Below are 22,336 nucleotides of genomic sequence, written 5' to 3'. Positions count from 1 at the left end.
TTTTGCAACACAATGGCTACACGCGACACTGAACAGGATTGCGGAGAAAGTAGATGAGCGCGCTCTATATGATTGCCGGCACCCTGATCGCCTTGGGTGTGCTGGTCACCTTTCACGAATTCGGCCACTTCTGGGTCGCGCGACGCTGTGGCGTCAAGGTTCTGCGTTTCTCCGTAGGCTTTGGCATGCCCCTGCTGCGCTGGCACGACAAGCAAGGCACCGAGTTCGTGGTTGCCGCGATTCCGCTCGGTGGCTACGTCAAGATGCTCGATGAGCGCGAAGGCGAAGTCCCGTTCGAGCAGCTTGATCAGTCGTTCAATCGCAAGTCCGTGCGTCAGCGTATCGCTATTGTGGCCGCGGGTCCGATTGCCAACTTCCTGCTGGCCCTGGTGTTCTTCTGGGTGCTGGCGATGTTGGGCAGCGAGCAGGTGCGCCCGGTCATCGGTGCGGTCGAGTCCGGTAGTATCGCCGCCAAGGCTGGTCTGACGGCGGGTCAGGAGATTGTCGCAATTGATGGCGAGCCGACTTCGGGCTGGGCAGCGGTCAATTTGCAATTAGTGCGTCGTCTGGGTGAAAGCGGTTCACTGCAGTTATTGGTGCGTGAGCAGGGTTCTACGGCGGATTCGCCGCGCGAACTGGCGCTGGATCATTGGCTCAAGGGGGCCGACGAGCCGGATCCGATTCGTTCGTTGGGTATTCGTCCATGGCGCCCGGCCTTGCCGCCGGTGCTGGCTGAGCTCGATCCAAAAGGCCCGGCGCAAGCTGCTGGCCTGAAAACCGGCGACCGTCTGGTGTCGCTCGACGGTCTGGCGCTGAACGACTGGCAGCAAGTGGTCGATACCGTTCGTACGCGTCCTGATACCAAAATCATGCTGCGTGTCGAGCGTGATGGTGCTCAAATCGACGTCCCGGTGACGCTGGCGGCTCGCGGCGAAAGCAAGGCGCCAAGCGGTTATCTGGGCGCTGGCGTCAAAGCGATCGACTGGCCGCCGGAAATGATCCGCGAGGTCAGCTATGGGCCTTTGGCCGCGATTGGCGAGGGCGCTCGTCGCACTTGGACCATGAGCGTCCTGACCCTCGATTCGCTAAAGAAAATGCTGTTCGGCGAGCTCTCGGTAAAAAACTTGAGTGGACCGATAACCATTGCTAAAGTGGCGGGCGCTTCTGCCCAGTCGGGCGTCGCTGATTTCCTGAATTTCCTTGCTTATCTGAGTATTAGCCTGGGTGTTCTGAATTTGCTGCCCATTCCTGTACTGGATGGGGGGCATTTGTTGTTTTATCTGATCGAGTGGGCGCGTGGTCGTCCCTTGTCGGATCGGGTGCAAGGTTGGGGGATACAGATCGGTATCAGTTTGGTGGTCGGGGTGATGTTGCTTGCTCTGGTCAACGATCTGGGTCGACTGTAACGCTTCGCTGAATTGCGAATCTGCCGCATTTTGCGGCAGTTTGTTTATTGCCAGTTGGAATAAGAAAGGACTTCATGAAACGTCTGCTGCTAACTGCGGTTCTCACCGTATTGATGATCGCCGAAGTTCACGCCGAGTCCTTCACTATCTCTGATATTCGCGTCAATGGCCTCCAGCGGGTCTCCGCGGGTAGTGTCTTTGGTGCCTTGCCGTTGAACGTCGGCGAGCAGGCGGATGATCGTCGCCTGGTGGAATCCACTCGTGCGTTGTTCAAAACCGGTTTCTTTCAAGATATCCAGCTGGGCCGCGAAGGCAACGTTCTGGTAATCACGGTTGTCGAGCGCCCATCCGTCGCCAGTATCGAAATCGAAGGCAACAAGGCGATTTCCACTGAAGACCTGATGAAGGGCCTCAAGCAATCCGGTCTGGCCGAAGGCGAGATCTTCCAGCGTGCCACCCTCGAAGGCGTGCGTAACGAACTGCAGCGCCAGTACGTCGCGCAGGGCCGCTATTCGGCTACCGTCGATACCGAAGTGGTTTCGCAGCCGCGTAACCGTGTTGGTCTGAAAGTGAAGATCAACGAAGGCACCGTTGCCGCCATTCAGCACATCAACGTGGTGGGCAACACGGTTTTCCCTGAGGAAGACCTGACCGACCTGTTCGAACTGAAAACCACCAACTGGCTGTCGTTCTTCAAGAACGATGACAAGTACGCCCGTGAAAAGCTTTCCGGTGACCTGGAGCGTCTGCGTTCCTACTACCTGGACCGTGGCTATATCAACATGGATATCGCTTCGACCCAGGTGTCCATTACCCCGGACAAGAAACACGTCTACATCACCGTCAACGTGACCGAAGGCGAGAAGTACACCGTTCGTGACGTCAAACTCAGCGGTGACCTGAAAGTCCCTGAAGACCAGGTCAAATCGCTGTTGCTGGTGCAGAAGGGCCAGGTGTTCTCGCGCAAGCTGATGACCACCACCTCCGAACTGATCACCCGTCGTCTGGGCAACGAGGGTTACACCTTCGCCAACGTCAACGGCGTACCGCAACCGCACGATGACGACCACACTGTCGACATCCTGTTTGCTGTCGATCCAGGCAAGCGCGCTTACGTCAACCGCATCAACTTCCGTGGCAACACCAAGTCCGAGGACGAAGTGCTGCGTCGTGAAATGCGCCAGATGGAAGGCGGCTGGGCTTCGACCTACCTGATCGACCAATCCAAGACCCGTCTTGAGCGTCTGGGCTTCTTTAAAGAAGTCAACGTTGAAACTCCGGCCGTGCCGGGTGTCGACGACCAGGTCGACGTGAACTACGCGGTTGAAGAACAGGCTTCCGGTTCGATCACCGCCAGCGTCGGTTTCGCCCAGAGCGCCGGTCTGATCCTCGGTGGTTCGATCACCCAGAACAACTTCCTCGGTACCGGTAACCGTGTCAGCGTCGGTCTGACCCGAAGCGAATACCAGAGCCGCTACAACTTCGGTTACGTTGACCCGTACTGGACCGCCGATGGCGTGAGCCTGGGTTACAACGCGTTCTATCGCACCACTGACTACAAAGACCTCGACGTCGACGTAGCGAGCTATGCGGTAGACAGCCTGGGTGCCGGCGTCAACGTTGGCTACCCGATCAGCGAGACTTCGCGTCTGACCTTTGGTCTGTCCGCACAACAAGACAAGATCAAGACCGGTACTTATACCGTTGACGAGATTTTCGACTTCGTTAAGAAGGAAGGCGATCAATACCTGAACTTCAAGGCGTCGGCCGGCTGGTCCGAATCCACTTTGAACAAAGGCGTATTGCCGACCCGTGGCCGTTCCCAGAGCCTGACGCTGGAAACCACTATTCCAGGCAGCGACCTGTCGTTCTTCAAGCTTGATTACCGTGGCCAGTTGTTCCAGCCACTGAGCGAGAACTACACCATGCGTCTGCACACCGAATTGGGTTATGGCGACGGTTACGGTTCGACTGACGGCTTGCCGTTCTATGAAAACTACTATGCTGGTGGTTTCAACTCGGTTCGTGGCTTCAAGGACAGTACGCTGGGTCCGCGCAGTACGCCTAGCCGAGGTGCAGGTGTGACCGGCAACACCGGTACGCTTGCCGACCCGGATCAGGATCCGCTGCCGTTCGGCGGTAACGTGTTGATCCAGGGTGGTGTCGAGGTGTTGTTCCCGCTGCCGTTTGTCAAAGATCAGCGCTCCCTGCGTACTTCGGTATTCTGGGATGTCGGTAACGTGTTTGACTCCAAGTGCGAGAAGACTACCAACGCTACCGTCGGTTCGACTTCCAGCACTCAGTGCAACGATATCAGCCTCAGCAACATGGCGAGCTCCGTCGGTGTGGGTGTGACCTGGGTCACCGCACTGGGTCCTCTGAGCTTCGCGTTGGCCATGCCGATCAAGAAACCGGATGACGCTGAAACTCAAGTGTTCCAATTCTCCCTCGGCCAGACGTTCTAAGCGTCTGACCCAAGATAACGACAATGGATTTTGTAGGAGTGCATCGTGCGTAAGTTGACTCAATTGGTTCTCCTGGCCTCCTTGATGGTGGCAGGCCCGGCATTTGCCGACATGAAAATCGCTGTTCTGAACTATCAGATGGCGCTGCTGGAATCCGACGCGGCCAAGAAGTACGCCGTGGATGCCGAGAAGAAGTTCGGTCCGCAACTGACCAAACTGAAAACTCTGGAAAGCAGCGCCAAAGGCATTCAGGACCGTCTGATGGCCGGTGGCGACAAAATGCAGCAAGGCGAGCGTGAGCGTCTGGAGCTGGAATTCAAGCAAAAAGCCCGTGACTTCCAGTTCCAGTCCAAAGAGCTGAACGAAGCCAAAGCTGTTGCCGACCGCGAAATGCTCAAGCAACTGAAGCCGAAACTGGATAGCGCAGTGGAAGAAGTCATCAAGAAAGGTGGTTTTGACCTGGTGTTCGAGCGTGGCGCAGTAATTGATGTCAAGCCTCAGTACGACATCACGCGCCAGGTTATCGAGCGCATGAATCAGCTGAAGTAACCCATGACCGTGACTATCAAACTCGGCCAGTTGGCCGAGTTCCTCGGCGCCACCCTGCGTGGCGACCCGGAGAAGCAAATTACTGGGCTAGCCACTTTGCAAGAGGCTGGCCCAGCTCAGTTGAGCTTTCTGGCAAATCCTCAATACCGCAAATTCCTGGCAGGCTCGCAGGCAGCGGCGCTATTGCTCAAAGAAGCTGATGCTGAAGGCTTTGTCGGGAATGCGCTGGTGGTGCCGGATCCTTATCTGGCCTACGCACGTATTTCGCACTTGTTCGATCCCAAACCAAAGGCTGCGGCGGGTATCCACCCATCGGCAGTGATTGCGGACGACGCTGTGGTTGATCCAACCGCCAGCATCGGCCCGTTTGTGGTTATCGAAGCCGGTGCGCGGATCGCTGCTCAGGTGACCTTGGGCGCACATTGCTTTATCGGCGCGCGCAGTGAAATTGGTGAAGGCGGCTGGCTCGCGCCCCGCGTGACCCTGTATCACGACGTGCGCATCGGCAAACGTGTGGTGATTCAGTCCGGTGCGGTACTCGGTGGTGAAGGCTTCGGCTTTGCCAACGAGAAGGGTATCTGGCAGAAAATTGCCCAGATCGGTGGCGTGACCATCGGCGATGATGTCGAGATTGGCGTGAATACCGCCATCGACCGTGGTGCGCTGGCCGACACCGTTATCGGTAATGGTGTGAAGCTCGACAACCAGATCCAGATTGCGCACAACGTCCAGGTCGGTGATCACACCGCCATGGCCGCCTGTGTCGGCATTTCTGGCAGCACCAAGATTGGCAAGCATTGCATGCTCGCTGGCGGTGTCGGTCTGGTTGGCCACATTGATATTTGCGACAACGTTTTCCTCACCGGGATGACCATGGTGACTCACTCGATTACCGAGCCGGGTGCCTATTCTTCCGGTACAGCCATGCAACCGGCGGCCGAATGGCGCAAAAGCGCGGCCCGCATCCGTCAGCTCGATGACATCGCGCGACGTTTGAAACAGCTGGAAAAGCGCGTAGGGGAAGTGACCCCTGACGGCAATGCTTCATCAGATGGCTGATACCATTTCCATATCAAGTGTGCACAGCCTCTAGACTGCCTCCTTGATTTGCTAGAGGAGTGCGCGTCAGTCGCGCTCCCAATCTTTACATAGGCTTCCCCCCGAAATGATGGACATCAACGAGATTCGCGAATACCTGCCTCACCGTTACCCGTTCCTGCTGGTGGACCGGGTGGTGGAACTGGACACTGAAGGCAAGCGCATTCGCGCCTACAAGAATGTCAGCATCAATGAACCGTTCTTCAATGGTCACTTCCCGGCGCATCCAATCATGCCGGGCGTACTGATCATCGAAGCGATGGCTCAGGCTGCCGGGATCCTCGGTTTCAAAATGCTTGATGTGAAGCCTGCCGACGGCACGCTTTACTACTTCGTCGGTTCCGACAAGCTGCGCTTCCGTCAGCCTGTGTTGCCGGGCGACCAGTTGATCCTTGAAGCCAAGTTCATCAGCTGCAAGCGCCAGATCTGGAAGTTCGAATGCCAGGCTTCGGTGGACGGCAAGCCGGTCTGCTCGGCTGAAATCATCTGCGCGGAACGCAAGCTATGAGTTTGATTGACCCTCGCGCAATCATCGATCCGTCGGCCGTACTGGCTGACGGCGTCGAGGTCGGCCCGTGGTCGATCATCGGCGCAGGTGTGGAAATCGGCGAGGGTACCGTGATCGGGCCGCATGTAATCCTCAAAGGCCCGACGCGCATCGGCAAGCACAATCGCATCTACCAGTTTTCCTCGGTAGGCGAAGACACGCCGGATCTGAAGTACAAAGGTGAAGAAACCCGTCTGGTGATTGGTGACCACAACGTCATCCGCGAAGGCGTGACCATCCACCGTGGCACCGTTCAGGATCGCTCGGAAACCACGCTGGGCGATCACAACCTGATCATGGCCTATGCCCACATCGGTCACGACAGCGTTATCGGCAACCACTGCATTCTGGTCAACAACACCGCGTTGGCCGGCCATGTACACGTTGATGACTGGGCGATCCTCTCCGGTTTCACCCTCGTACATCAGTATTGCCACATCGGCGCCCACAGCTTTTCCGGCATGGGCACGGCGATCGGCAAGGACGTTCCGGCGTTCGTCACCGTGTTCGGCAACCCGGCCGAAGCGCGCAGCATGAACTTCGAGGGCATGCGCCGTCGTGGTTTCAGCGAAGACGCGATCCACACCTTGCGTCGCGCCTACAAAACCGTCTACCGCCAAGGCCTGACGGTCGAGCAGGCTCTAGCGGAGCTGGCAGAGCCGGCGGCGCAATTCCCGGAAGTTGCGATTTTCCGCGACTCGATCCAGTCGTCGACTCGCGGCATCACTCGCTGATCATGGCTAATTTGCGTATTGCGCTGGTGGCGGGTGAGGCTTCCGGTGACATTCTCGGCGCCGGTCTCATGCGCGCCCTCAAGGCGCAGCATCCGGCGGTCGAGTTCATCGGCGTCGGCGGGCCGCTGATGCAGGCTGAAGGCCTGACGTCGTACTTTCCCATGGAACGCTTGTCGGTCATGGGCCTGGTAGAAGTGCTCGGTCGCCTGCGCGAGTTGCTCAAGCGCCGCAAGGACCTGATCGCCACATTGATCGCCGAGAAGCCGGACGTGTTCATCGGCATCGATGCTCCGGATTTCAATCTCAACATCGAACTGAAGCTGCGTCAGGCCGGGATCAAGACCGTGCATTACGTCAGCCCGTCGGTGTGGGCGTGGCGGCAGAAACGCGTGCTGAAGATTCGCGAAGGCTGCGACCTGATGCTGACTCTGCTGCCGTTCGAAGCGAAATTCTACGAAGAGAAGGGCGTGCCGGTGCGGTTCGTCGGCCACACGCTGGCCGATACCATTCCGCTGGAGGCGGATCGCGCGGCGGCGCGTGCCGAGTTGGGCCTGCCCGACGGCCCGCTGGTGGCGTTGATGCCCGGCAGCCGTGGTGGCGAAGTGTCGCGTTTGGGTGGGCTTTTCCTCGACACCGCTGAACGATTGCGCGCCATGCGCCCAGGTGTGCGCTTTGTCATTCCGTGCGCCAATCCCGAACGCCGCGCGCAGCTTGAAGAGCTGCTCGCCGGCCGTGATCTGCCGGTGACCTTGCTCGACGGCAAATCCCATCTGGCCCTCGCCGCGTGTAACGCCGTGTTGATCGCTTCCGGCACTGCGACCCTCGAAGCGCTGCTGTACAAGCGCCCAATGGTAGTGGCTTACCGTCTGGCGCCGCTGACGTTCTGGATTCTCAAGCGCATGGTCAAGAGCCCGTACGTGTCTTTGCCGAACCTGCTCGCCCAGCGCTTGCTGGTGCCAGAATTGTTGCAGGATGATGCGACGGTCGAAGCGCTGGCGCAGACCCTGTCGCCGCTGATCGACGGTGGCGAAGAGCAGACCCGTGGCTTCGACGAGATCCACCGCACGCTGCGGCTGGACGCTTCCAATCAGGCGGCGGACGCCGTCCTTAACCTGATCGGTCAAACACGATGAGCAAGACAAGCATGCAGATGGGCCTGGATTTCACGCTGGTCGCCGAAGTCGAAGAACTGGTCGCCGGTGTCGATGAAGTTGGGCGCGGCCCGTTGTGCGGTGCCGTGGTGACGGCAGCGGTAATCCTCGATCCGAACCGGCCGATTCTCGGCCTCAACGACTCGAAGAAACTCACCGAAGCCAAGCGTGAAAAGCTCTACGACGAGATCATCGAGAAATCCCTGAGCTGGTGCATCGCCCGCGCAGAAGTCGAAGAAATCGACGAACTGAACATCCTTCACGCGACCATGCTCGCCATGCAGCGCGCGGTCGCCGGCCTGCATATTCAGCCGAAACTGGCGATGATCGACGGCAACCGCTGCCCACACTTGCCGATGCGCGCCGAAGCGGTGGTGCAGGGCGACGGCAAGGTGCCGGCCATTGCTGCCGCGTCGATTCTGGCCAAGGTCAGTCGTGACCGTGAAATGGCCGCATTCGAATTGATCTACCCGGGTTACGGCATCGGTGGCCATAAAGGCTACCCGACGCCCGTTCATCTGGAAGCGTTAGCGCGGCTCGGCCCTACGCCGATTCACCGGCGCTCGTTCGCCCCGGTGCGTCTGGCTTACGAAGCGCTGGAAGGCCTGACGCAGGTTTAGTCGCAAGGCTGATGTTTTGTTCGAGGCCCGGTACAATCCGGGCCTTGTTGTCTCTATGTAACTGGACAGGATCACTATGCCGGCTTCATTCGTTCATCTACGCCTGCACACTGAATACTCGCTGGTCGACGGGCTGGTGCGGATCAAGCCGTTGGTCAAGGCGCTGACCGCCATGAACATGCCGGCGGTCGCGGTCACCGACCAGAACAACATGTGTTCCCTGGTCAAATTCTATAAAAACACCATGGGCGCCGGCATCAAGCCGATCTGCGGCGCTGACCTGTGGCTGTCGAACAAAGACCCGGACGCTCCGCTGAGCCGGCTCAGCCTGTTGGTGATGAACGCCAAGGGCTATCGCAACCTCACCGAGTTGATCTCGCGCGGCTTCATCGAAGGCCAGCGCAACGGCATGATCATCATCGAGCGTGAGTGGGTCGCTGAAGCCAACGAAGGCCTGATCATGCTGTCCGCCGCCAAAGAGGGCGAGATCGGCATGGCCTTGATCAGTGGCAACCCGGCTGAAGCCGAGGCCCTGACGCGCGAGTGGATGACGGTGTTCCCGGATCGTTTCTATCTGGAGATCCAGCGCACCAACCGTCCCAACGATGAAGAGCAATTGCACGGCGCCGTGGCGCTGGCCGACAAACTCGGCGCGCCTTTGGTGGCGAGCAACGACGTGCGCTTCATCAAGCAGGAAGACTTCGCCGCCCACGAAACCCGCGTGTGCATCGGTGAGGGCCGCGCCCTCGACGACCCGCGCCGTTCGAAGAATTACAGCGATCAGCAATACCTGAAAAGCGCCGAGGAAATGATCGAGCTGTTCAGCGATATTCCCGATGCGATTGAAAATACCGTCGAGATCGCCAAGCGCTGCAACATTGAAGTGAAACTGGGCACGCACTTCCTGCCCAACTTCCCGATTCCCGATGGCATGACCATCGACGAATATTTCCGCAAAGTCTCCTTCGACGGTCTCGAAGAACGACTCGCGGTGCTGCTGCCCAAGGACACCACCGAAGACTACGAAGCCAAGCGTCAGGTCTATGTCGACCGCTTGAATTTCGAGCTGGATATCATCATCCAGATGGGCTTCCCCGGTTACTTCCTGATCGTTATGGACTTTATCCAGTGGGCCAAGAGCAACGGCGTACCGGTAGGTCCGGGCCGTGGTTCGGGTGCCGGTTCGCTGGTGGCTTACGTTCAAAAGATCACCGACCTCGACCCGCTGGAATACGACCTGCTGTTCGAACGTTTCCTTAACCCGGAACGGGTCTCGATGCCCGACTTCGACGTCGACTTCTGCATGGACGGTCGTGACCGCGTAATTGATTACGTGGCCGAGAAATACGGGCGCAACGCGGTAAGCCAGATCATCACCTTCGGTTCCATGGCCGCCAAGGCTGTGGTGCGCGACGTGGCGCGGGTGCAGGGCAAGTCCTACGGTTTGGCGGATCGTCTGTCGAAGATGATTCCGTTCGAAGTCGGCATGACCCTGGAAAAAGCCTACGAGCAGGAAGAAATCCTCCGTGACTTCATCAAGGTCGATGAAGAAGCCGCAGAAATATGGGAGATGGCGCGCAAGCTCGAAGGCGTTGTGCGTAACGTCGGTAAACACGCCGGTGGTGTGGTTATCGCGCCGACCAAGCTGACTGACTTCTCGCCGATCTATTGCGACGAGGCCGGTGACGGTCTGGTAACCCAGTTCGACAAGGACGACGTTGAAGCGGCCGGTCTGGTGAAGTTCGACTTCCTCGGTCTGCGGACGTTGACGGTGATCGACTGGGCGCTGAAGACCATCAACCGCGACCGCGCCAAGGTCGACGAGCCGCCGCTGGACATCGCGTTCATCCCGCTCGACGACAAACCGACGTACACGCTGCTGCAAAAAGCTGAAACCACCGCGGTATTCCAGCTTGAGTCGCGCGGCATGAAAGAGCTGATCAAAAAGCTCAAGCCCGACTGCCTGGAAGACTTGATCGCACTGGTGGCCCTGTTCCGTCCGGGCCCACTGCAATCGGGCATGGTTGATGACTTTATCAACCGTAAGCACGGTCGCGCCGAGCTGGCGTATCCGCACTCCGACTATCAATACGAAGGCCTCAAGCCAGTATTGGCGCCGACCTACGGCATCATCCTGTATCAGGAACAGGTGATGCAGATTGCTCAGGTCATGGCCGGTTACACCCTCGGCGGTGCGGACATGCTGCGTCGGGCTATGGGTAAGAAAAAACCCGAAGAAATGGCCAAGCAGCGCGGCGGTTTTATTGAGGGTTGCAAGACCAACAATATCGAAGCCGACCTTGCCGGTAACATTTTCGACCTGGTGGAAAAATTCGCCGGTTACGGCTTCAACAAGTCTCACTCGGCTGCTTACGGTCTGGTTTCATACCAGACCGCTTGGCTGAAGACCCACTACCCGGCGCCGTTCATGGCCGCGGTACTGTCGGCGGACATGCACAACACCGACAAGGTCGTGACCTTGATCGAAGAAATTCGCACCATGAAGCTGCGTCTCGACGCGCCGGATGTGAATACCTCGGAGTTCAAGTTCACGGTGAACGACGAAGGCCGCATCATTTATGGCCTCGGCGCGATCAAGGGTGTAGGCGAGGGGCCTGTCGAGGCGATCACTGAGGCGCGCGCGGACGGGCCGTTCAAGGATCTGTTCGATTTCTGCGCCCGCGTCGACCTCAAACGCATCAACAAACGCACCCTCGACGGTTTGATCCGCAGCGGTGCGCTGGATCGTCTCGGCCCGTACTTCCATGAAGAGCAAAAGGCTTATCAGTCCAACATCGACCGCAACCGTGCGGTGCTGCTGGCCGCGATGGAAGAAGCGATCAAATCCGCCGAGCAGACTGCGCGCACTCACGACAGCGGCCACGCCGACCTGTTTGGCGGCTTGTTCGTCGAGGAAGATGCCGACGTTTACGCGGTGCATCGCAAGGCCAAAGAGCTGACCCTCAAGGAACGCCTCAAGGGTGAAAAAGACACCCTGGGCCTGTACCTGACCGGTCACCCGATCGACGAATACGAAGGTGAGATCCGTCGTTTCGCCCGCCAGCGCATCATCGACCTGAAACCGGCCCGCGATACGCAGACTGTCGCCGGGATGATCATTGCGCTGCGGGTGATGAAGAACAAAAAGGGCGACAAGATGGGCTTCATCACCCTCGACGACCGCTCCGGGCGGATCGAGGCGTCGTTGTTTGCCGATGCGTTCCACTCCGCGCAGTCGTTGTTGCAGACCGACGCGATGGTGGTGGTTGAAGGCGAAGTCAGCAACGACGACTTCTCCGGCGGCCTGCGCCTGCGGGTCAAGCGCGTGATGAGCATGGAAGATGCGCGCACCAACCTTGCCGAGAGCCTGCGCCTGAAGCTGCAAACCCAGGACCTGAAGGGCGATCAGCTACGCTGGTTGGGTGATTTGCTCAAGCGTCATCGCGGCGCCTGCCCGGTGACCATGGAGTACACCAGCCCGGATGCGAAGACCTTGCTGCAGTTTGGCGAGACCTGGCGGATCGACCCGGCAGATGCGTTGATTCAAGCACTGCGTGACCAGTTCGGGCGAGACAACGTCTTCCTCCAATACCGTTGACCGGCGAGTGCCATCATTGCGCTCGCCCGCCACCTGAATTTTTAATCTCGACCTCAGCGCGCCTCTCCCTTAAGGTAGGGCGCGAATAGACAACCGGCCGACCCAAGCTCATTTGGGACACGACCCAAGACGGACGCCTATGAACCCGAATTTTCTAGATTTCGAACAGCCGATCGCCGACCTGCAAGCCAAGATCGAAGAGTTGCGCTTGGTCGGTAATGACAATTCGCTGAATATCGGCGATGAGATCTCCCGCCTGCAGGACAAGAGCAAAACGCTGACCGAAGACATCTTCGGCAAGCTGACCAGCTGGCAGATCGCACGCCTGGCGCGTCACCCGAAACGCCCGTACACCCTGGACTACATCCAGCACATCTTCACCGAGTTCGACGAACTGCACGGCGACCGTCACTTCTCTGACGACGCTGCGATCGTTGGCGGTATCGCCCGTCTGGACGACCAGCCGGTGATGATCATCGGTCACCAGAAGGGCCGTGAAGTGCGTGAGAAGGTGCGCCGCAACTTCGGCATGCCGCGTCCGGAAGGCTACCGCAAGGCTTGCCGTCTGATGGAGATGGCCGAGCGTTTCAAAATGCCGATCCTGACCTTCATCGACACCCCGGGTGCTTACCCTGGTATTGACGCTGAAGAGCGCAACCAGAGCGAAGCGATCGCCTGGAACCTGCGTGTGATGTCGCGCCTGAAAACCCCGATCATCGCCACCGTTATCGGTGAAGGTGGTTCCGGCGGTGCGTTGGCGATCGGTGTTTGCGATCAGTTGAACATGCTGCAGTACTCGACCTACGCGGTGATCTCGCCGGAAGGTTGCGCATCTATTCTGTGGAAAACCGCAGAAAAAGCGCCGGATGCTGCTGAAGCGATGGGCATCACCGCTGAACGTCTGAAAGGCCTAGGCATTGTCGACAAGGTGATTGGCGAGCCTCTGGGCGGCGCACACCGTGATCCGGCCACCGCGGCTGCCTCGATTCGTGCCGAGCTGAGCTCGCAACTGGCGATGCTGAAGACGTTCGATAACGAAGCGCTGCTCAAGCGCCGTTATGATCGACTGATGAGCTACGGCCTCTAAGTCGAACGCAGTACCCCTGTAGGAGCTGCCGAAGGCTGCGATCTTTCAAGATCAAAAGATCGCAGCCTTCGGCAGCTCCTACAGGATCTTTGAGAAGCGACCCTCTCTATGAATTCTTCGAAGAGTGATTTGCCGTCGCGGCTTCTGCTGAACCTTGAGCCTTGGCGCAATGCCGCTCATTGGCGTATCGCCTTCTCTGGTGGACTCGATTCCACTGTTCTTCTGCATCTGCTTGCCCATCTCGCAAAAACCGAATCCCTGCCCCCGCTAAGCGCTATTCATATCCATCACGGCCTCCAGGCTGCGGCTGATGCGTGGCCGCAACATTGTCAGTCCGTTTGCGATGCGTTGGGTGTGCCGTTGTTGATCGAGCGCGTGAAGGTGCAACCGGGCGCGAGTCTGGAGCGAGCAGCACGGGATGCGCGTTATGCGGTGTTCAGTTCGCTGACGCAGACCAATAATGTGTTGCTGACCGGTCAGCATCGCGATGATCAGGCGGAAACGCTGTTGTTCCGGTTATTGCGCGGTGCGGGTGTGCGCGGATTGTCCGGGATGCCCGCGCAGCGGCCGGTGGGAAAGGGCACTCTGATTCGTCCGTTGCTGGATATTTCTCGGGCCGAGCTGGAAGAGTATGCGCAGGCTCATCAATTGCGCTGGATCGAAGACCCGTCCAATCAGGATCGGCAATTCTCGCGCAACTATCTGCGCCATCAGGTCATGCCGCTGCTGACCGCTCGCTGGCCGCAAGCGCAGGCAAGCATGGCCCGCAGCGCCGTCCATCTGCGGGAGGCGCAGGGGCTGCTCGATGAATTGGCGCAGATCGATCTGTCGCAAGCGAGCACCTCCCATGTTTTCGAGTGGCTGGGCTTACCGTCGCTGGAACTGGCGCCGCTCGCGGCACTGTCTGCCGCCCGGCAACGAAACGCGATCAGCCATTGGCTCGAACCCTTCACGCAACTGCCCGACAGCGACCATTGGTCGGGTTGGACGGATCTGTGCAAAGCCGCTCCCGATGCATCACCCGTCTGGCGGCTGGCTGAGGGCGAGTTGCACCGTAGCGCCGGTCGTGTGTGGTGGCTGAGCGGTAACTGGTTGCGCGCGCCGGTGATCGGCGCCGACTGGCAAGTGCCATCGTCAGCGCTACGCTTGGCCGATAACGGCCGTGTCATGTTCAGCGGGCAGACGCCTTGCGGGCCATTGCGCATCGCCTATCGTCAGGGTGGCGAAGTGATGCATCTGGCGGATCGCGGTCATCGTGATCTCAAGCGCCTGCTCAACGAGCGCGCGGTACCGGGCTTCGTGCGTGGCAGATTGCCGCTGCTGTTTCGCGGCGACAAACTGCTCGCGGTGGCGAACCTGCCGGGGCTTGATGGCAATGGGCAAGACGGCTGGCAATTGCATTGGCAGCCAACAGACGAAGATCAAGGTTTGAGCTGAAAGGAGCATTCCGGTAGACTACGCTCCCTTCTTGATACAACTTCTGTGGATTCGCCTGAATTGCAGGAGTTGCCGATTACCAAGCAGTCTTTGCTGGGCGATTCCAAAAAATGTGTAGCGAGCAACGTACCGGTGTTTCATCTGCCGGTCTGTCCCAACGCGGCGGTTTTTTTGAAAGGTGCACTGTGATTAATGCAGGTGATCGGGGGCTTCGGCCTTCCTTCGCTTTCCCCGGCGGCTCGGACCGCTTTAACGCAGACTTCTAGGGTTTTTCATGACGCGCTACATATTCGTCACGGGCGGTGTTGTTTCTTCTTTGGGGAAAGGCATTGCATCGGCTTCATTGGCAGCCATCCTGGAGGCGCGGGGACTTAAGGTCACCATGCTCAAGCTGGATCCGTACATCAACGTTGACCCGGGCACCATGAGCCCGTTCCAGCACGGCGAAGTGTTCGTCACCCACGACGGCGCCGAGACCGACCTGGACCTGGGCCACTACGAGCGGTTCATCCGCACGACCATGACCCAGAACAACAACTTCACCACTGGCCGTGTCTACGAACACGTGCTGCGCAAAGAGCGCCGTGGTGACTACCTGGGTGCAACCATCCAGGTGATTCCGCACATCACCGACGAAATCAAGCGCCGCATCATCAAGGGTGCTGGCGACGCTGACGTGGCCATGGTCGAAATCGGTGGCACCGTCGGTGACATCGAGTCGCAACCGTTCCTCGAAGCCATCCGTCAACTGCGTTTCGAAGTCGGCGCCAAGCGCGCGATGTTGATGCACCTGACTCTGGTGCCGTACATCGCCACTGCCGGCGAGACCAAAACCAAGCCAACCCAGCACTCGGTGAAAGAACTGCGTTCGATCGGCCTGCAGCCAGACGTACTGGTGTGCCGTTCCGATCACCCGATCGACATCTCGTCGCGTCGCAAGATCGCTCAGTTCACCAACGTTGAAGAACGTGCGGTGATCGCGCTGGAAGACGCCGACACCATCTACAAGATCCCGGGCATCCTGCACTCGCAGGGTCTGGACGATTTCGTTGTTGAGCGTTTCGGTCTGCAGTGCGGCAGCGCTGATCTGTCCGAGTGGGAAGCGGTGGTTGACGCAAAGCTGAACCCGGAACACGAAGTGACCATCGCCATGGTCGGCAAGTACATGGAATTGCTGGACGCCTACAAGTCGCTGATCGAAGCGATGAGCCATGCCGGCATCAGCAACCGCACCAAGGTCAACCTGCGTTACATCGATTCCGAAGACATCGAAAACCAGGGCACTGCGCTGCTCGAAGGTGTCGACGCGATCCTCGTACCGGGTGGTTTCGGTCTGCGTGGCGTGGAAGGCAAGATCACTGCCGTGCAGTACGCTCGTGAAAACAAGGTTCCATACCTGGGCATCTGCCTGGGCATGCAAGTGGCAGTCATCGAGTTCGCCCGAAACGTGATGGGCTGGAAAGACGCCAACTCCACCGAGTTCGACCGCGCCAGCGGCCACCCGGTTGTCGGTCTGATCACCGAATGGGAAGACGCCACCGGCGCCGTTGAAGTGCGTACCGAAGCGTCCGATCTGGGCGGCACCATGCGCCTCGGCGCTCAGGAGTGCCTGCTCGAAACCGGCTCCAAGGTGCACGATTGCTACGGCAAGGACGTGATCGTTGAACGTCACCGTCACCGTTACGAAGTGAACAACAACCTGCTGCCACAAATCATCGAAGCCGGCCTGAAGATTTCCGGTCGCTCCGCTGACGCAGCCTTGGTTGAAGTGGTTGAAGCAGCGGATCATCCATGGTTCGTCGCTTGCCAGTTCCACCCTGAGTTCACCTCGACACCGCGCGATGGCCACCCGCTGTTCAGCGGTTTCGTCAAAGCTGCGTTGGCTCAACACCAGAAGAAGGCGTAACCCGATGGCACAGAAGATCATCCGCGTCGGCGACATCGAGATTGCCAACGACAAACCCATGGTGCTGTTCGGCGGCATGAACGTGCTGGAAAGCCGTGACATGGCCATGCAGGTTTGCGAAGAGTACGTGAAGGTCACCGAAAAACTCGGTATCCCATACGTGTTCAAGGCCAGTTTCGACAAGGCCAACCGGTCTTCTGTGCATTCGTATCGTGGCCCTGGCCTGGAAGAAGGCATGCGCATCTTCCAGGACATCAAACAAGCCTTCGGCGTACCGGTCATCACCGACGTCCACGAGCCTGATCAGGCCGCGGTCGTCGCTGAGGTCTGCGACATCATTCAGCTGCCGGCCTTCCTGTCGCGCCAGACCGATCTGGTCGTCGCGATGGCCAAGACCAACGCAGTGATCAACATCAAGAAAGCCCAGTTCCTCGCGCCTCAGGAAATGAAACACATCCTGAGCAAGTGCGTGGAAGCGGGTAACGACCAACTGATCCTCTGCGAGCGTGGTTCGAGCTTCGGCTACAACAACCTCGTGGTCGACATGCTCGGCTTCGGCATCATGAAGCAGTTCGAGTACCCGGTTTTCTTCGACGTGACCCACGCGCTGCAAATGCCTGGCGGTCGTTCCGACTCCGCTGGCGGTCGCCGTGCGCAGGTTCTGGATTTGGCCAAGGCGGGCATGAGCCAGTCGCTGGCGGGTCTGTTCCTCGAAGCGCATCCGGATCCGGACAACGCCAAATGCGACGGCCCTTGCGCCTTGCGTCTGGACAAACTGGAGCCATTTCTGGCCCAGCTCAAAGCTTTGGACGAACTGGTGAAGAGTTTTCCGACGGTAGAAACCGCGTAACACTCAATTCTCCGGTAAAGTACCGCACGATTTGTCGCACATGCCCTCGGGCATGTGCGTTGTCGTCTGCAAGCTGCCCGCTGCACACCACTTGCCGACGGTAAAAAGATTTCCTCTAGCTGCGTCGTTTTCGTCAACTTTGGAGTGTTTACAACAATGGCAAAAATCGTCGACATCAAAGGTCGTGAAGTTCTCGACTCCCGTGGCAATCCCACCGTGGAAGCGGACGTGCTTCTCGACAACGGCATCATCGGCAGCGCTTGCGCGCCGTCCGGTGCATCCACTGGCTCGCGTGAAGCGCTCGAGCTGCGTGATGGCGACAAGAGCCGTTATCTGGGCAAAGGCGTACTGAAAGCAGTCGCCAACATCAACGGCCCGATCCGCGATCTGCTGCTGGGCACCGACCCAAGCGACCAGAAAGCGCTGGATCACGCGATGATCAAGCTCGACGGTACCGAAAACAAAGCGACCCTGGGCGCCAACGCCATCCTCGCCGTATCCCTGGCTGCGGCCAAGGCTGCTGCACAGGATCAGGACCTGCCGCTGTACGCACACATCGCCAACCTCAACGGCACGCCGGGTGTTTACTCGATGCCGGTACCGATGATGAACATCATCAACGGTGGCGAGCACGCCGATAACAACGTCGACATCCAGGAATTCATGGTGCAGCCGGTTGGCGCCAAGTCTTTCTCGGAAGGTCTGCGCATGGGCACCGAGATTTTCCATCACTTGAAAGCTGTGCTGAAGGCCCGTGGCCTGAGCACTGCCGTTGGCGACGAAGGCGGTTTTGCACCGAACCTGGCCTCCAACGAAGACGCTCTGAAAGTGATCTCCGAAGCTGTTGCCAACGCTGGTTACAAGCTGGGCACCGACGTGACCCTGGCGCTGGACTGCGCGGCGAGCGAATTCTACGAAGACGGCAAGTACAACCTGTCCGGCGAAGGCCAGGTGTTCACCGCTGAAGGTTTCGCCGACTACCTGAAAGGTCTGACCGAGCGTTACCCGATCATCTCGATCGAAGACGGTCTGGACGAGTCCGACTGGGCTGGCTGGAAGATCCTCACCGACAAGATCGGCGAGAAGGTGCAACTGGTAGGCGACGACCTGTTCGTCACCAACACCAAGATCCTGAAAGAGGGCATCGATAAAAACATCGCCAACTCGATCCTGATCAAGTTCAACCAGATCGGCACCCTGACCGAAACCCTTGAAGCCATCCAGATGGCCAAGGCTGCCGGTTACACCGCAGTGATCTCGCACCGTTCCGGCGAAACCGAAGATTCGACCATTGCCGACCTGGCTGTGGGCACCTCGGCTGGCCAGATCAAGACCGGTTCGCTGTGCCGTTCCGACCGCGTTTCCAAGTACAACCAACTGCTGCGTATCGAAGAGCAGCTGAATGGCAAAGCCAAGTACAACGGTCGCAGCGAGTTCCGCGGCTGAGTACCAACTGATAAAAGGACAGCGGATTGTGTCGAAAAAGTCGTGACAGCGATGGATTTGCCACTAATCTGATGCCTTGACAGCACAAGCCTGGATCTTTCCAGGCTTCGTGCTATCAGATGCTTCAAAGTTTTGGCGTGGCTGTCTTTTTTCACTGGATACCTGATATTCGATGCGCAGTCCTTACTGGTTGTTTCTCGTTCTGCTCTTGCTGCTGGCCGGTCTGCAGTACCGCCTGTGGGTGGGCAATGGCAGTCTGGCGCAGGTCGCCGAGCTGAATCAGCAGATTGCTGATCAACATGCCGAGAACGAGGGTTTGCTGGAGCGCAACCGAGTGATGGACGCTGAAGTCAGCGAGTTGAAAAAGGGCATGGAGACCGTTGAAGAACGGGCTCGTCACGAGCTGGGCATGGTCAAGGACGGCGAAACCCTTTACCAGTTGGCCCAATGATCAATTCCCTGCCGGCCTTCTGGGCCGTGATTCCTGCCGCGGGCGTCGGTGCCCGAATGGCCGCGGACCGTCCCAAGCAATACCTGCAACTGGGCGGGCGCACAATTCTCGAACACAGCCTCGGCTGTTTCCTCGATCACCCAAGCCTCAAGGGTTTGGTGGTCAGTCTTGCTGTTGATGATCCTTATTGGCCGAATCTGGCGTGCGCTGGCAACTCGCGAATTCAGCGCGTCGAGGGTGGCACCGAGCGTTCTGGCTCGGTGCTCAATGCCTTGCTGCATTTGCATGCGCAAGGTGCCGATGATGAGGATTGGGTGCTGGTGCACGATGCGGCACGGCCCAACCTGAGCCGCGAAGATCTCGACAAGTTACTCGATGAACTGGCGGACGATCCGGTAGGCGGATTGCTTGCGGTGCCTGCGCGCGACACCTTGAAACGGGTCGACAAGCATGGCCGTGTAGTGGAAACCGTCGATCGAAGTGTGATCTGGCAGGCGTATACACCGCAGATGTTTCGCCTCGGCGCGTTGCATCGGGCATTGGCGGACAGTCTGGTTGCGGATGCCGTGATTACTGACGAAGCGTCGGCGATGGAGTGGGCGGGGCTGAAGCCGCGACTGATCGAAGGGCGCGCGGATAACCTCAAGGTTACCCGGCCGGAAGATCTCGAATGGTTGCGCCAGCGTTGGGCTAACCGTCGCTAAAAGATCAAAAGATCGCAGCCTTCGGCAGCTCCTACATGGGTTCGCATGCCTTTGTAGGAGCTGCCGAAGGCTGCGATCTTTTGCTTTTCAACCTCGATATTCCGGCCGCTCAGCCAATCCCTCCTTCAAAAAATCCACCAACTTGCGCACCTTCGGCGACAAATGCCGTTGCTGCGGATACAGCGCCCACACTGCCGTATTCGGCGGCTGATGCGTCTCCAGCAACGAAATCAACGCGCCACTGTGCAGATGCTCCAGCACGTAATAATCCGGCAACTGACACAGCCCGACCCCCTGCAACGCTGCATCCAGCACTGCTTGCCCACTGTTGCAGCGCCAGTTTCCCTGCACTCGCTGAGAAAATTCCCGACCGTTCTGTTCGAGTTGCCAGATATCCGAGCTGCCGATCAGGCAATTATGCCGACTCAGTTCCGACAAACTGTGTGGGCGACCGTACCGCTCAAGGTAGGACGGTGACGCACACAGGTACATGCGCCGGGGTGCCAGTCGTGCTGCGACCAATCGCGAATCCTGTAACCGACCCAACCGAATCGCCAGATCCAGCCCTTCATGCACCAGATCAAGTTGGCGATTGCTCAGCTCGATATCAATACGCAACTGCGGATACAGCCCCATAAACCGCGTCACCAGCGGCACGATAAAGCGTTCGCCGTATGCCACCGCGCAGGTCATGCGCAGCATGCCTTTCGGTTCACTGGTCAAATCGCCGACCGCACGCAACGCCTCCTCGCGACCATCCTGCAAACGTTGGCAATGTTGCAGAAAAGTCTGCCCGGCCTCGGTCAGCGTCACCCGCCGAGTACTGCGATAGAGCAGGCGCGTCTGCAAGCGCTCTTCCAGTCGTACGATTTGTCGACTGACGTGCGAGGAAGAAACCCCAAGGCGTTCAGCGGCTGCGGTGAACTGGCTGCATTCAGCCACGGCAACAAATTCGTCGATGCCTTCCCAGCGGTTTTCGGACATTGGATTATCCCTGTACGGCAATAATATTTTGCATTTGTCCGGATTATTCATCAGTCAGCGCTGAACTACACTGGCTGTCTGGTTTTTTTTTATTCAATGGATTCACTGGAGAGTCAGCATGATCAAGTCGCGCGCCGCCGTTGCCTTCGAGGCCAAGAAGCCGCTGGAAATCGTAGAAGTCGATGTCGCCATGCCCAAGGCCGGTGAAGTATTGCTGCGCGTCGTCGCTTCCGGTGTTTGCCACACTGACGCCTACACCCTGTCCGGCGCTGATCCGGAAGGTATCTTTCCGTCGATCCTCGGTCACGAAGGCGGCGCTATCGTTGAAGCCATCGGTGAAGGCGTAACCTCGGTTGCCGTTGGCGACCACGTCATTCCGCTGTACACCCCGGAATGTGGCCAGTGCAAATTCTGTAAGTCGGGCAAGACCAACCTGTGTCAGGCGATTCGCGCGACTCAGGGCAAAGGCTTGATGCCGGACGGCACTTCGCGTTTTTCCTACAAGGGCGAAACGATTTTCCACTACATGGGTACGTCGACATTCTCGGAATACACCGTGTTGCCGGAAATCTCCGTAGCGAAGATCTCCAAAGATGCGCCGCTCGAGAAGGTTTGCCTGCTGGGTTGCGGCGTGACCACCGGTATCGGTGCTGTGCTCAACACCGCCAAGGTCAAACCGGGTGACACCGTGGCCATCTTCGGTCTGGGTGGCATCGGTCTTTCTGCGGTGATCGGCGCTGTTAAAGCCAAGGCTGCGCGCATCATTGCCATCGACATCAACCCGGCCAAGTTCGAAATCGCCAAGCAACTCGGTGCCACCGATTGCGTGAACCCGAAAGATTTCGATCGTCCGATCCAGGAAGTGATCGTCGACATGACCGATGGCGGCGTCGACTTCTCCTTCGAATGCATCGGCAATGTGCAACTGATGCGCGCCGCCCTTGAGTGCTGCCACAAGGGCTGGGGCGAGTCGGTGATCATCGGTGTCGCCGGTGCCGGTCAGGAAATCTCTACCCGTCCGTTCCAGTTGGTCACCGGTCGCGTCTGGCGCGGTTCGGCATTCGGCGGCGTTCGTGGTCGCACCGAGTTGCCAAGCTACGTCGACATGGCTCAGAGCGGCGAGATTCCGCTGGATACTTTCATCACCCACACCATGGGCCTGGAAGACATCAACAAGGCGTTCGACCTGATGCACGAAGGCAAAAGCATCCGTACTGTCATTCATTTCTAAAAGCAGCGGCAAGTTACAAGCTTCAAGCTGCAAGTAACTGCGCTTTTGCCTGTCCTTGACGCTCGAAGCTTG

At 58.5% G+C, this 22,336-nt stretch carries 18 protein-coding genes; 17 read left to right on the top strand and 1 reads right to left on the bottom strand.

Translation table 11 applies throughout. From position 1 onward, the window contains the following. Positions 1–53 precede the first annotated feature (53 nt). The 16 genes from rseP to ispD all read left to right on the top strand — a co-directional run bounded on the left by rseP (position 54) and on the right by ispD (position 20,049). On the top strand, positions 54–1,406 hold the full coding sequence (rseP, locus tag ACZZ0B_RS20310) for a sigma E protease regulator RseP (protein ID WP_008081706.1): 1,353 nt from the start codon (positions 54–56) through the stop codon (positions 1,404–1,406). 74 nt (positions 1,407–1,480) lie between these two features. Further along, on the top strand, positions 1,481–3,871 hold the full coding sequence (gene bamA, locus ACZZ0B_RS20305; RefSeq protein WP_008081708.1) for an outer membrane protein assembly factor BamA: 2,391 nt from the start codon (positions 1,481–1,483) through the stop codon (positions 3,869–3,871). A 45-nt stretch (positions 3,872–3,916) separates the two neighbouring features. After that, on the top strand, positions 3,917–4,420 hold the full coding sequence (locus ACZZ0B_RS20300) for an OmpH/Skp family outer membrane protein (protein WP_007908849.1): 504 nt from the start codon (positions 3,917–3,919) through the stop codon (positions 4,418–4,420). 3 nt (positions 4,421–4,423) lie between these two features. Then, positions 4,424–5,479 carry a UDP-3-O-(3-hydroxymyristoyl)glucosamine N-acyltransferase gene (gene lpxD, locus ACZZ0B_RS20295; protein WP_463546097.1) on the top strand — a complete coding sequence of 352 codons (1,056 nt, stop codon included), beginning with the start codon at positions 4,424–4,426 and terminating at the stop codon, positions 5,477–5,479. A gap of 106 nt (positions 5,480–5,585) precedes the next feature. Continuing rightward, entirely contained in the window at positions 5,586–6,026 is a 441-nt protein-coding gene (gene fabZ, locus ACZZ0B_RS20290) for a 3-hydroxyacyl-ACP dehydratase FabZ (RefSeq protein WP_003222142.1), read from the top strand. Then, positions 6,023–6,799, top strand: a complete 777-nt coding sequence (lpxA, locus tag ACZZ0B_RS20285) for an acyl-ACP--UDP-N-acetylglucosamine O-acyltransferase (RefSeq protein ID WP_007908847.1) — start codon at positions 6,023–6,025, stop codon at positions 6,797–6,799. The genes fabZ and lpxA overlap by 4 nt, the downstream gene beginning before the upstream one ends. A 2-nt stretch (positions 6,800–6,801) precedes the next feature. Then, positions 6,802–7,932 carry a lipid-A-disaccharide synthase gene (lpxB, locus tag ACZZ0B_RS20280; protein WP_463546096.1) on the top strand — a complete coding sequence of 377 codons (1,131 nt, stop codon included), beginning with the start codon at positions 6,802–6,804 and terminating at the stop codon, positions 7,930–7,932. A gap of 11 nt (positions 7,933–7,943) precedes the next feature. Beyond that, positions 7,944–8,570 carry a ribonuclease HII gene (rnhB, locus tag ACZZ0B_RS20275; protein WP_463546951.1) on the top strand — a complete coding sequence of 209 codons (627 nt, stop codon included), beginning with the start codon at positions 7,944–7,946 and terminating at the stop codon, positions 8,568–8,570. A gap of 76 nt (positions 8,571–8,646) precedes the next feature. After that, positions 8,647–12,168 carry a DNA polymerase III subunit alpha gene (gene dnaE, locus ACZZ0B_RS20270; RefSeq protein WP_463546095.1) on the top strand — a complete coding sequence of 1,174 codons (3,522 nt, stop codon included), beginning with the start codon at positions 8,647–8,649 and terminating at the stop codon, positions 12,166–12,168. Between the two features lie 139 nt (positions 12,169–12,307). Further along, positions 12,308–13,255 (top strand): acetyl-CoA carboxylase carboxyltransferase subunit alpha, encoded by a 948-nt coding sequence (locus tag ACZZ0B_RS20265; protein WP_008081717.1) that lies wholly within the window; start codon positions 12,308–12,310, stop codon positions 13,253–13,255. A 108-nt stretch (positions 13,256–13,363) separates the two neighbouring features. Further along, the gene (tilS, locus tag ACZZ0B_RS20260) at positions 13,364–14,692 is read left to right on the top strand and encodes a tRNA lysidine(34) synthetase TilS (protein ID WP_463546094.1); all 1,329 of its coding nucleotides are present in this window, start codon (positions 13,364–13,366) and stop codon (positions 14,690–14,692) included. A 274-nt stretch (positions 14,693–14,966) separates the two neighbouring features. Continuing rightward, positions 14,967–16,598, top strand: a complete 1,632-nt coding sequence (locus ACZZ0B_RS20255; RefSeq protein WP_008081719.1) for a CTP synthase — start codon at positions 14,967–14,969, stop codon at positions 16,596–16,598. A gap of 4 nt (positions 16,599–16,602) precedes the next feature. Further along, positions 16,603–17,448 (top strand): 3-deoxy-8-phosphooctulonate synthase, encoded by an 846-nt coding sequence (gene kdsA / locus ACZZ0B_RS20250; protein ID WP_463546093.1) that lies wholly within the window; start codon positions 16,603–16,605, stop codon positions 17,446–17,448. 156 nt (positions 17,449–17,604) lie between these two features. Further along, entirely contained in the window at positions 17,605–18,894 is a 1,290-nt protein-coding gene (eno, locus tag ACZZ0B_RS20245; protein WP_007908839.1) for a phosphopyruvate hydratase, read from the top strand. Positions 18,895–19,066: 172 nt separating this feature from the next. Beyond that, positions 19,067–19,345 carry a cell division protein FtsB gene (ftsB, locus tag ACZZ0B_RS20240; protein WP_007908838.1) on the top strand — a complete coding sequence of 93 codons (279 nt, stop codon included), beginning with the start codon at positions 19,067–19,069 and terminating at the stop codon, positions 19,343–19,345. Next, the gene (gene ispD, locus ACZZ0B_RS20235) at positions 19,342–20,049 is read left to right on the top strand and encodes a 2-C-methyl-D-erythritol 4-phosphate cytidylyltransferase (RefSeq protein ID WP_463546092.1); all 708 of its coding nucleotides are present in this window, start codon (positions 19,342–19,344) and stop codon (positions 20,047–20,049) included. Before ftsB ends, ispD begins: the two co-directional genes overlap by 4 nt. Positions 20,050–20,136: 87 nt before the next feature. Here the strand turns inward: ispD and ACZZ0B_RS20230 are convergent, their stop codons facing one another. After that, positions 20,137–21,033 carry a LysR family transcriptional regulator gene (locus ACZZ0B_RS20230; RefSeq protein ID WP_440093481.1) on the bottom strand — a complete coding sequence of 299 codons (897 nt, stop codon included), beginning with the start codon at positions 21,031–21,033 and terminating at the stop codon, positions 20,137–20,139. A gap of 118 nt (positions 21,034–21,151) precedes the next feature. Between ACZZ0B_RS20230 and ACZZ0B_RS20225 the strand changes: the two genes are divergently transcribed. Continuing rightward, positions 21,152–22,264, top strand: coding sequence for an S-(hydroxymethyl)glutathione dehydrogenase/class III alcohol dehydrogenase (locus ACZZ0B_RS20225; RefSeq protein ID WP_008081726.1), 1,113 nt, complete (start codon positions 21,152–21,154; stop codon positions 22,262–22,264). Positions 22,265–22,336: the final 72 nt, after the last annotated feature.

It is taken from the genome of Pseudomonas sp. AC247 (genome assembly GCF_979258015.1).
The sequence above is the reverse complement of the archived record's forward strand: the minus strand, read 5'-3'. Positions and strand labels throughout refer to the sequence as shown.

Coding starts and splice junctions, on each gene's coding strand:
- lpxB (WP_463546096.1), top strand. CDS start 6,802: ATGGCTAATTTGCGTATTGCGCTGGTGGCGGGTGAGGCTTCCGGTGAC.
- rnhB (WP_463546951.1), top strand. CDS start 7,944: ATGCAGATGGGCCTGGATTTCACGCTGGTCGCCGAAGTCGAAGAACTG.
- lpxA (WP_007908847.1), top strand. CDS start 6,023: ATGAGTTTGATTGACCCTCGCGCAATCATCGATCCGTCGGCCGTACTG.
- tilS (WP_463546094.1), top strand. CDS start 13,364: ATGAATTCTTCGAAGAGTGATTTGCCGTCGCGGCTTCTGCTGAACCTT.
- rseP (WP_008081706.1), top strand. CDS start 54: ATGAGCGCGCTCTATATGATTGCCGGCACCCTGATCGCCTTGGGTGTG.
- ACZZ0B_RS20225 (WP_008081726.1), top strand. CDS start 21,152: ATGATCAAGTCGCGCGCCGCCGTTGCCTTCGAGGCCAAGAAGCCGCTG.
- dnaE (WP_463546095.1), top strand. CDS start 8,647: ATGCCGGCTTCATTCGTTCATCTACGCCTGCACACTGAATACTCGCTG.
- ACZZ0B_RS20230 (WP_440093481.1), bottom strand. CDS start 21,033: ATGTCCGAAAACCGCTGGGAAGGCATCGACGAATTTGTTGCCGTGGCT.
- ACZZ0B_RS20265 (WP_008081717.1), top strand. CDS start 12,308: ATGAACCCGAATTTTCTAGATTTCGAACAGCCGATCGCCGACCTGCAA.
- ACZZ0B_RS20255 (WP_008081719.1), top strand. CDS start 14,967: ATGACGCGCTACATATTCGTCACGGGCGGTGTTGTTTCTTCTTTGGGG.
- fabZ (WP_003222142.1), top strand. CDS start 5,586: ATGATGGACATCAACGAGATTCGCGAATACCTGCCTCACCGTTACCCG.
- lpxD (WP_463546097.1), top strand. CDS start 4,424: ATGACCGTGACTATCAAACTCGGCCAGTTGGCCGAGTTCCTCGGCGCC.
- eno (WP_007908839.1), top strand. CDS start 17,605: ATGGCAAAAATCGTCGACATCAAAGGTCGTGAAGTTCTCGACTCCCGT.
- ftsB (WP_007908838.1), top strand. CDS start 19,067: ATGCGCAGTCCTTACTGGTTGTTTCTCGTTCTGCTCTTGCTGCTGGCC.
- bamA (WP_008081708.1), top strand. CDS start 1,481: ATGAAACGTCTGCTGCTAACTGCGGTTCTCACCGTATTGATGATCGCC.
- ispD (WP_463546092.1), top strand. CDS start 19,342: ATGATCAATTCCCTGCCGGCCTTCTGGGCCGTGATTCCTGCCGCGGGC.
- kdsA (WP_463546093.1), top strand. CDS start 16,603: ATGGCACAGAAGATCATCCGCGTCGGCGACATCGAGATTGCCAACGAC.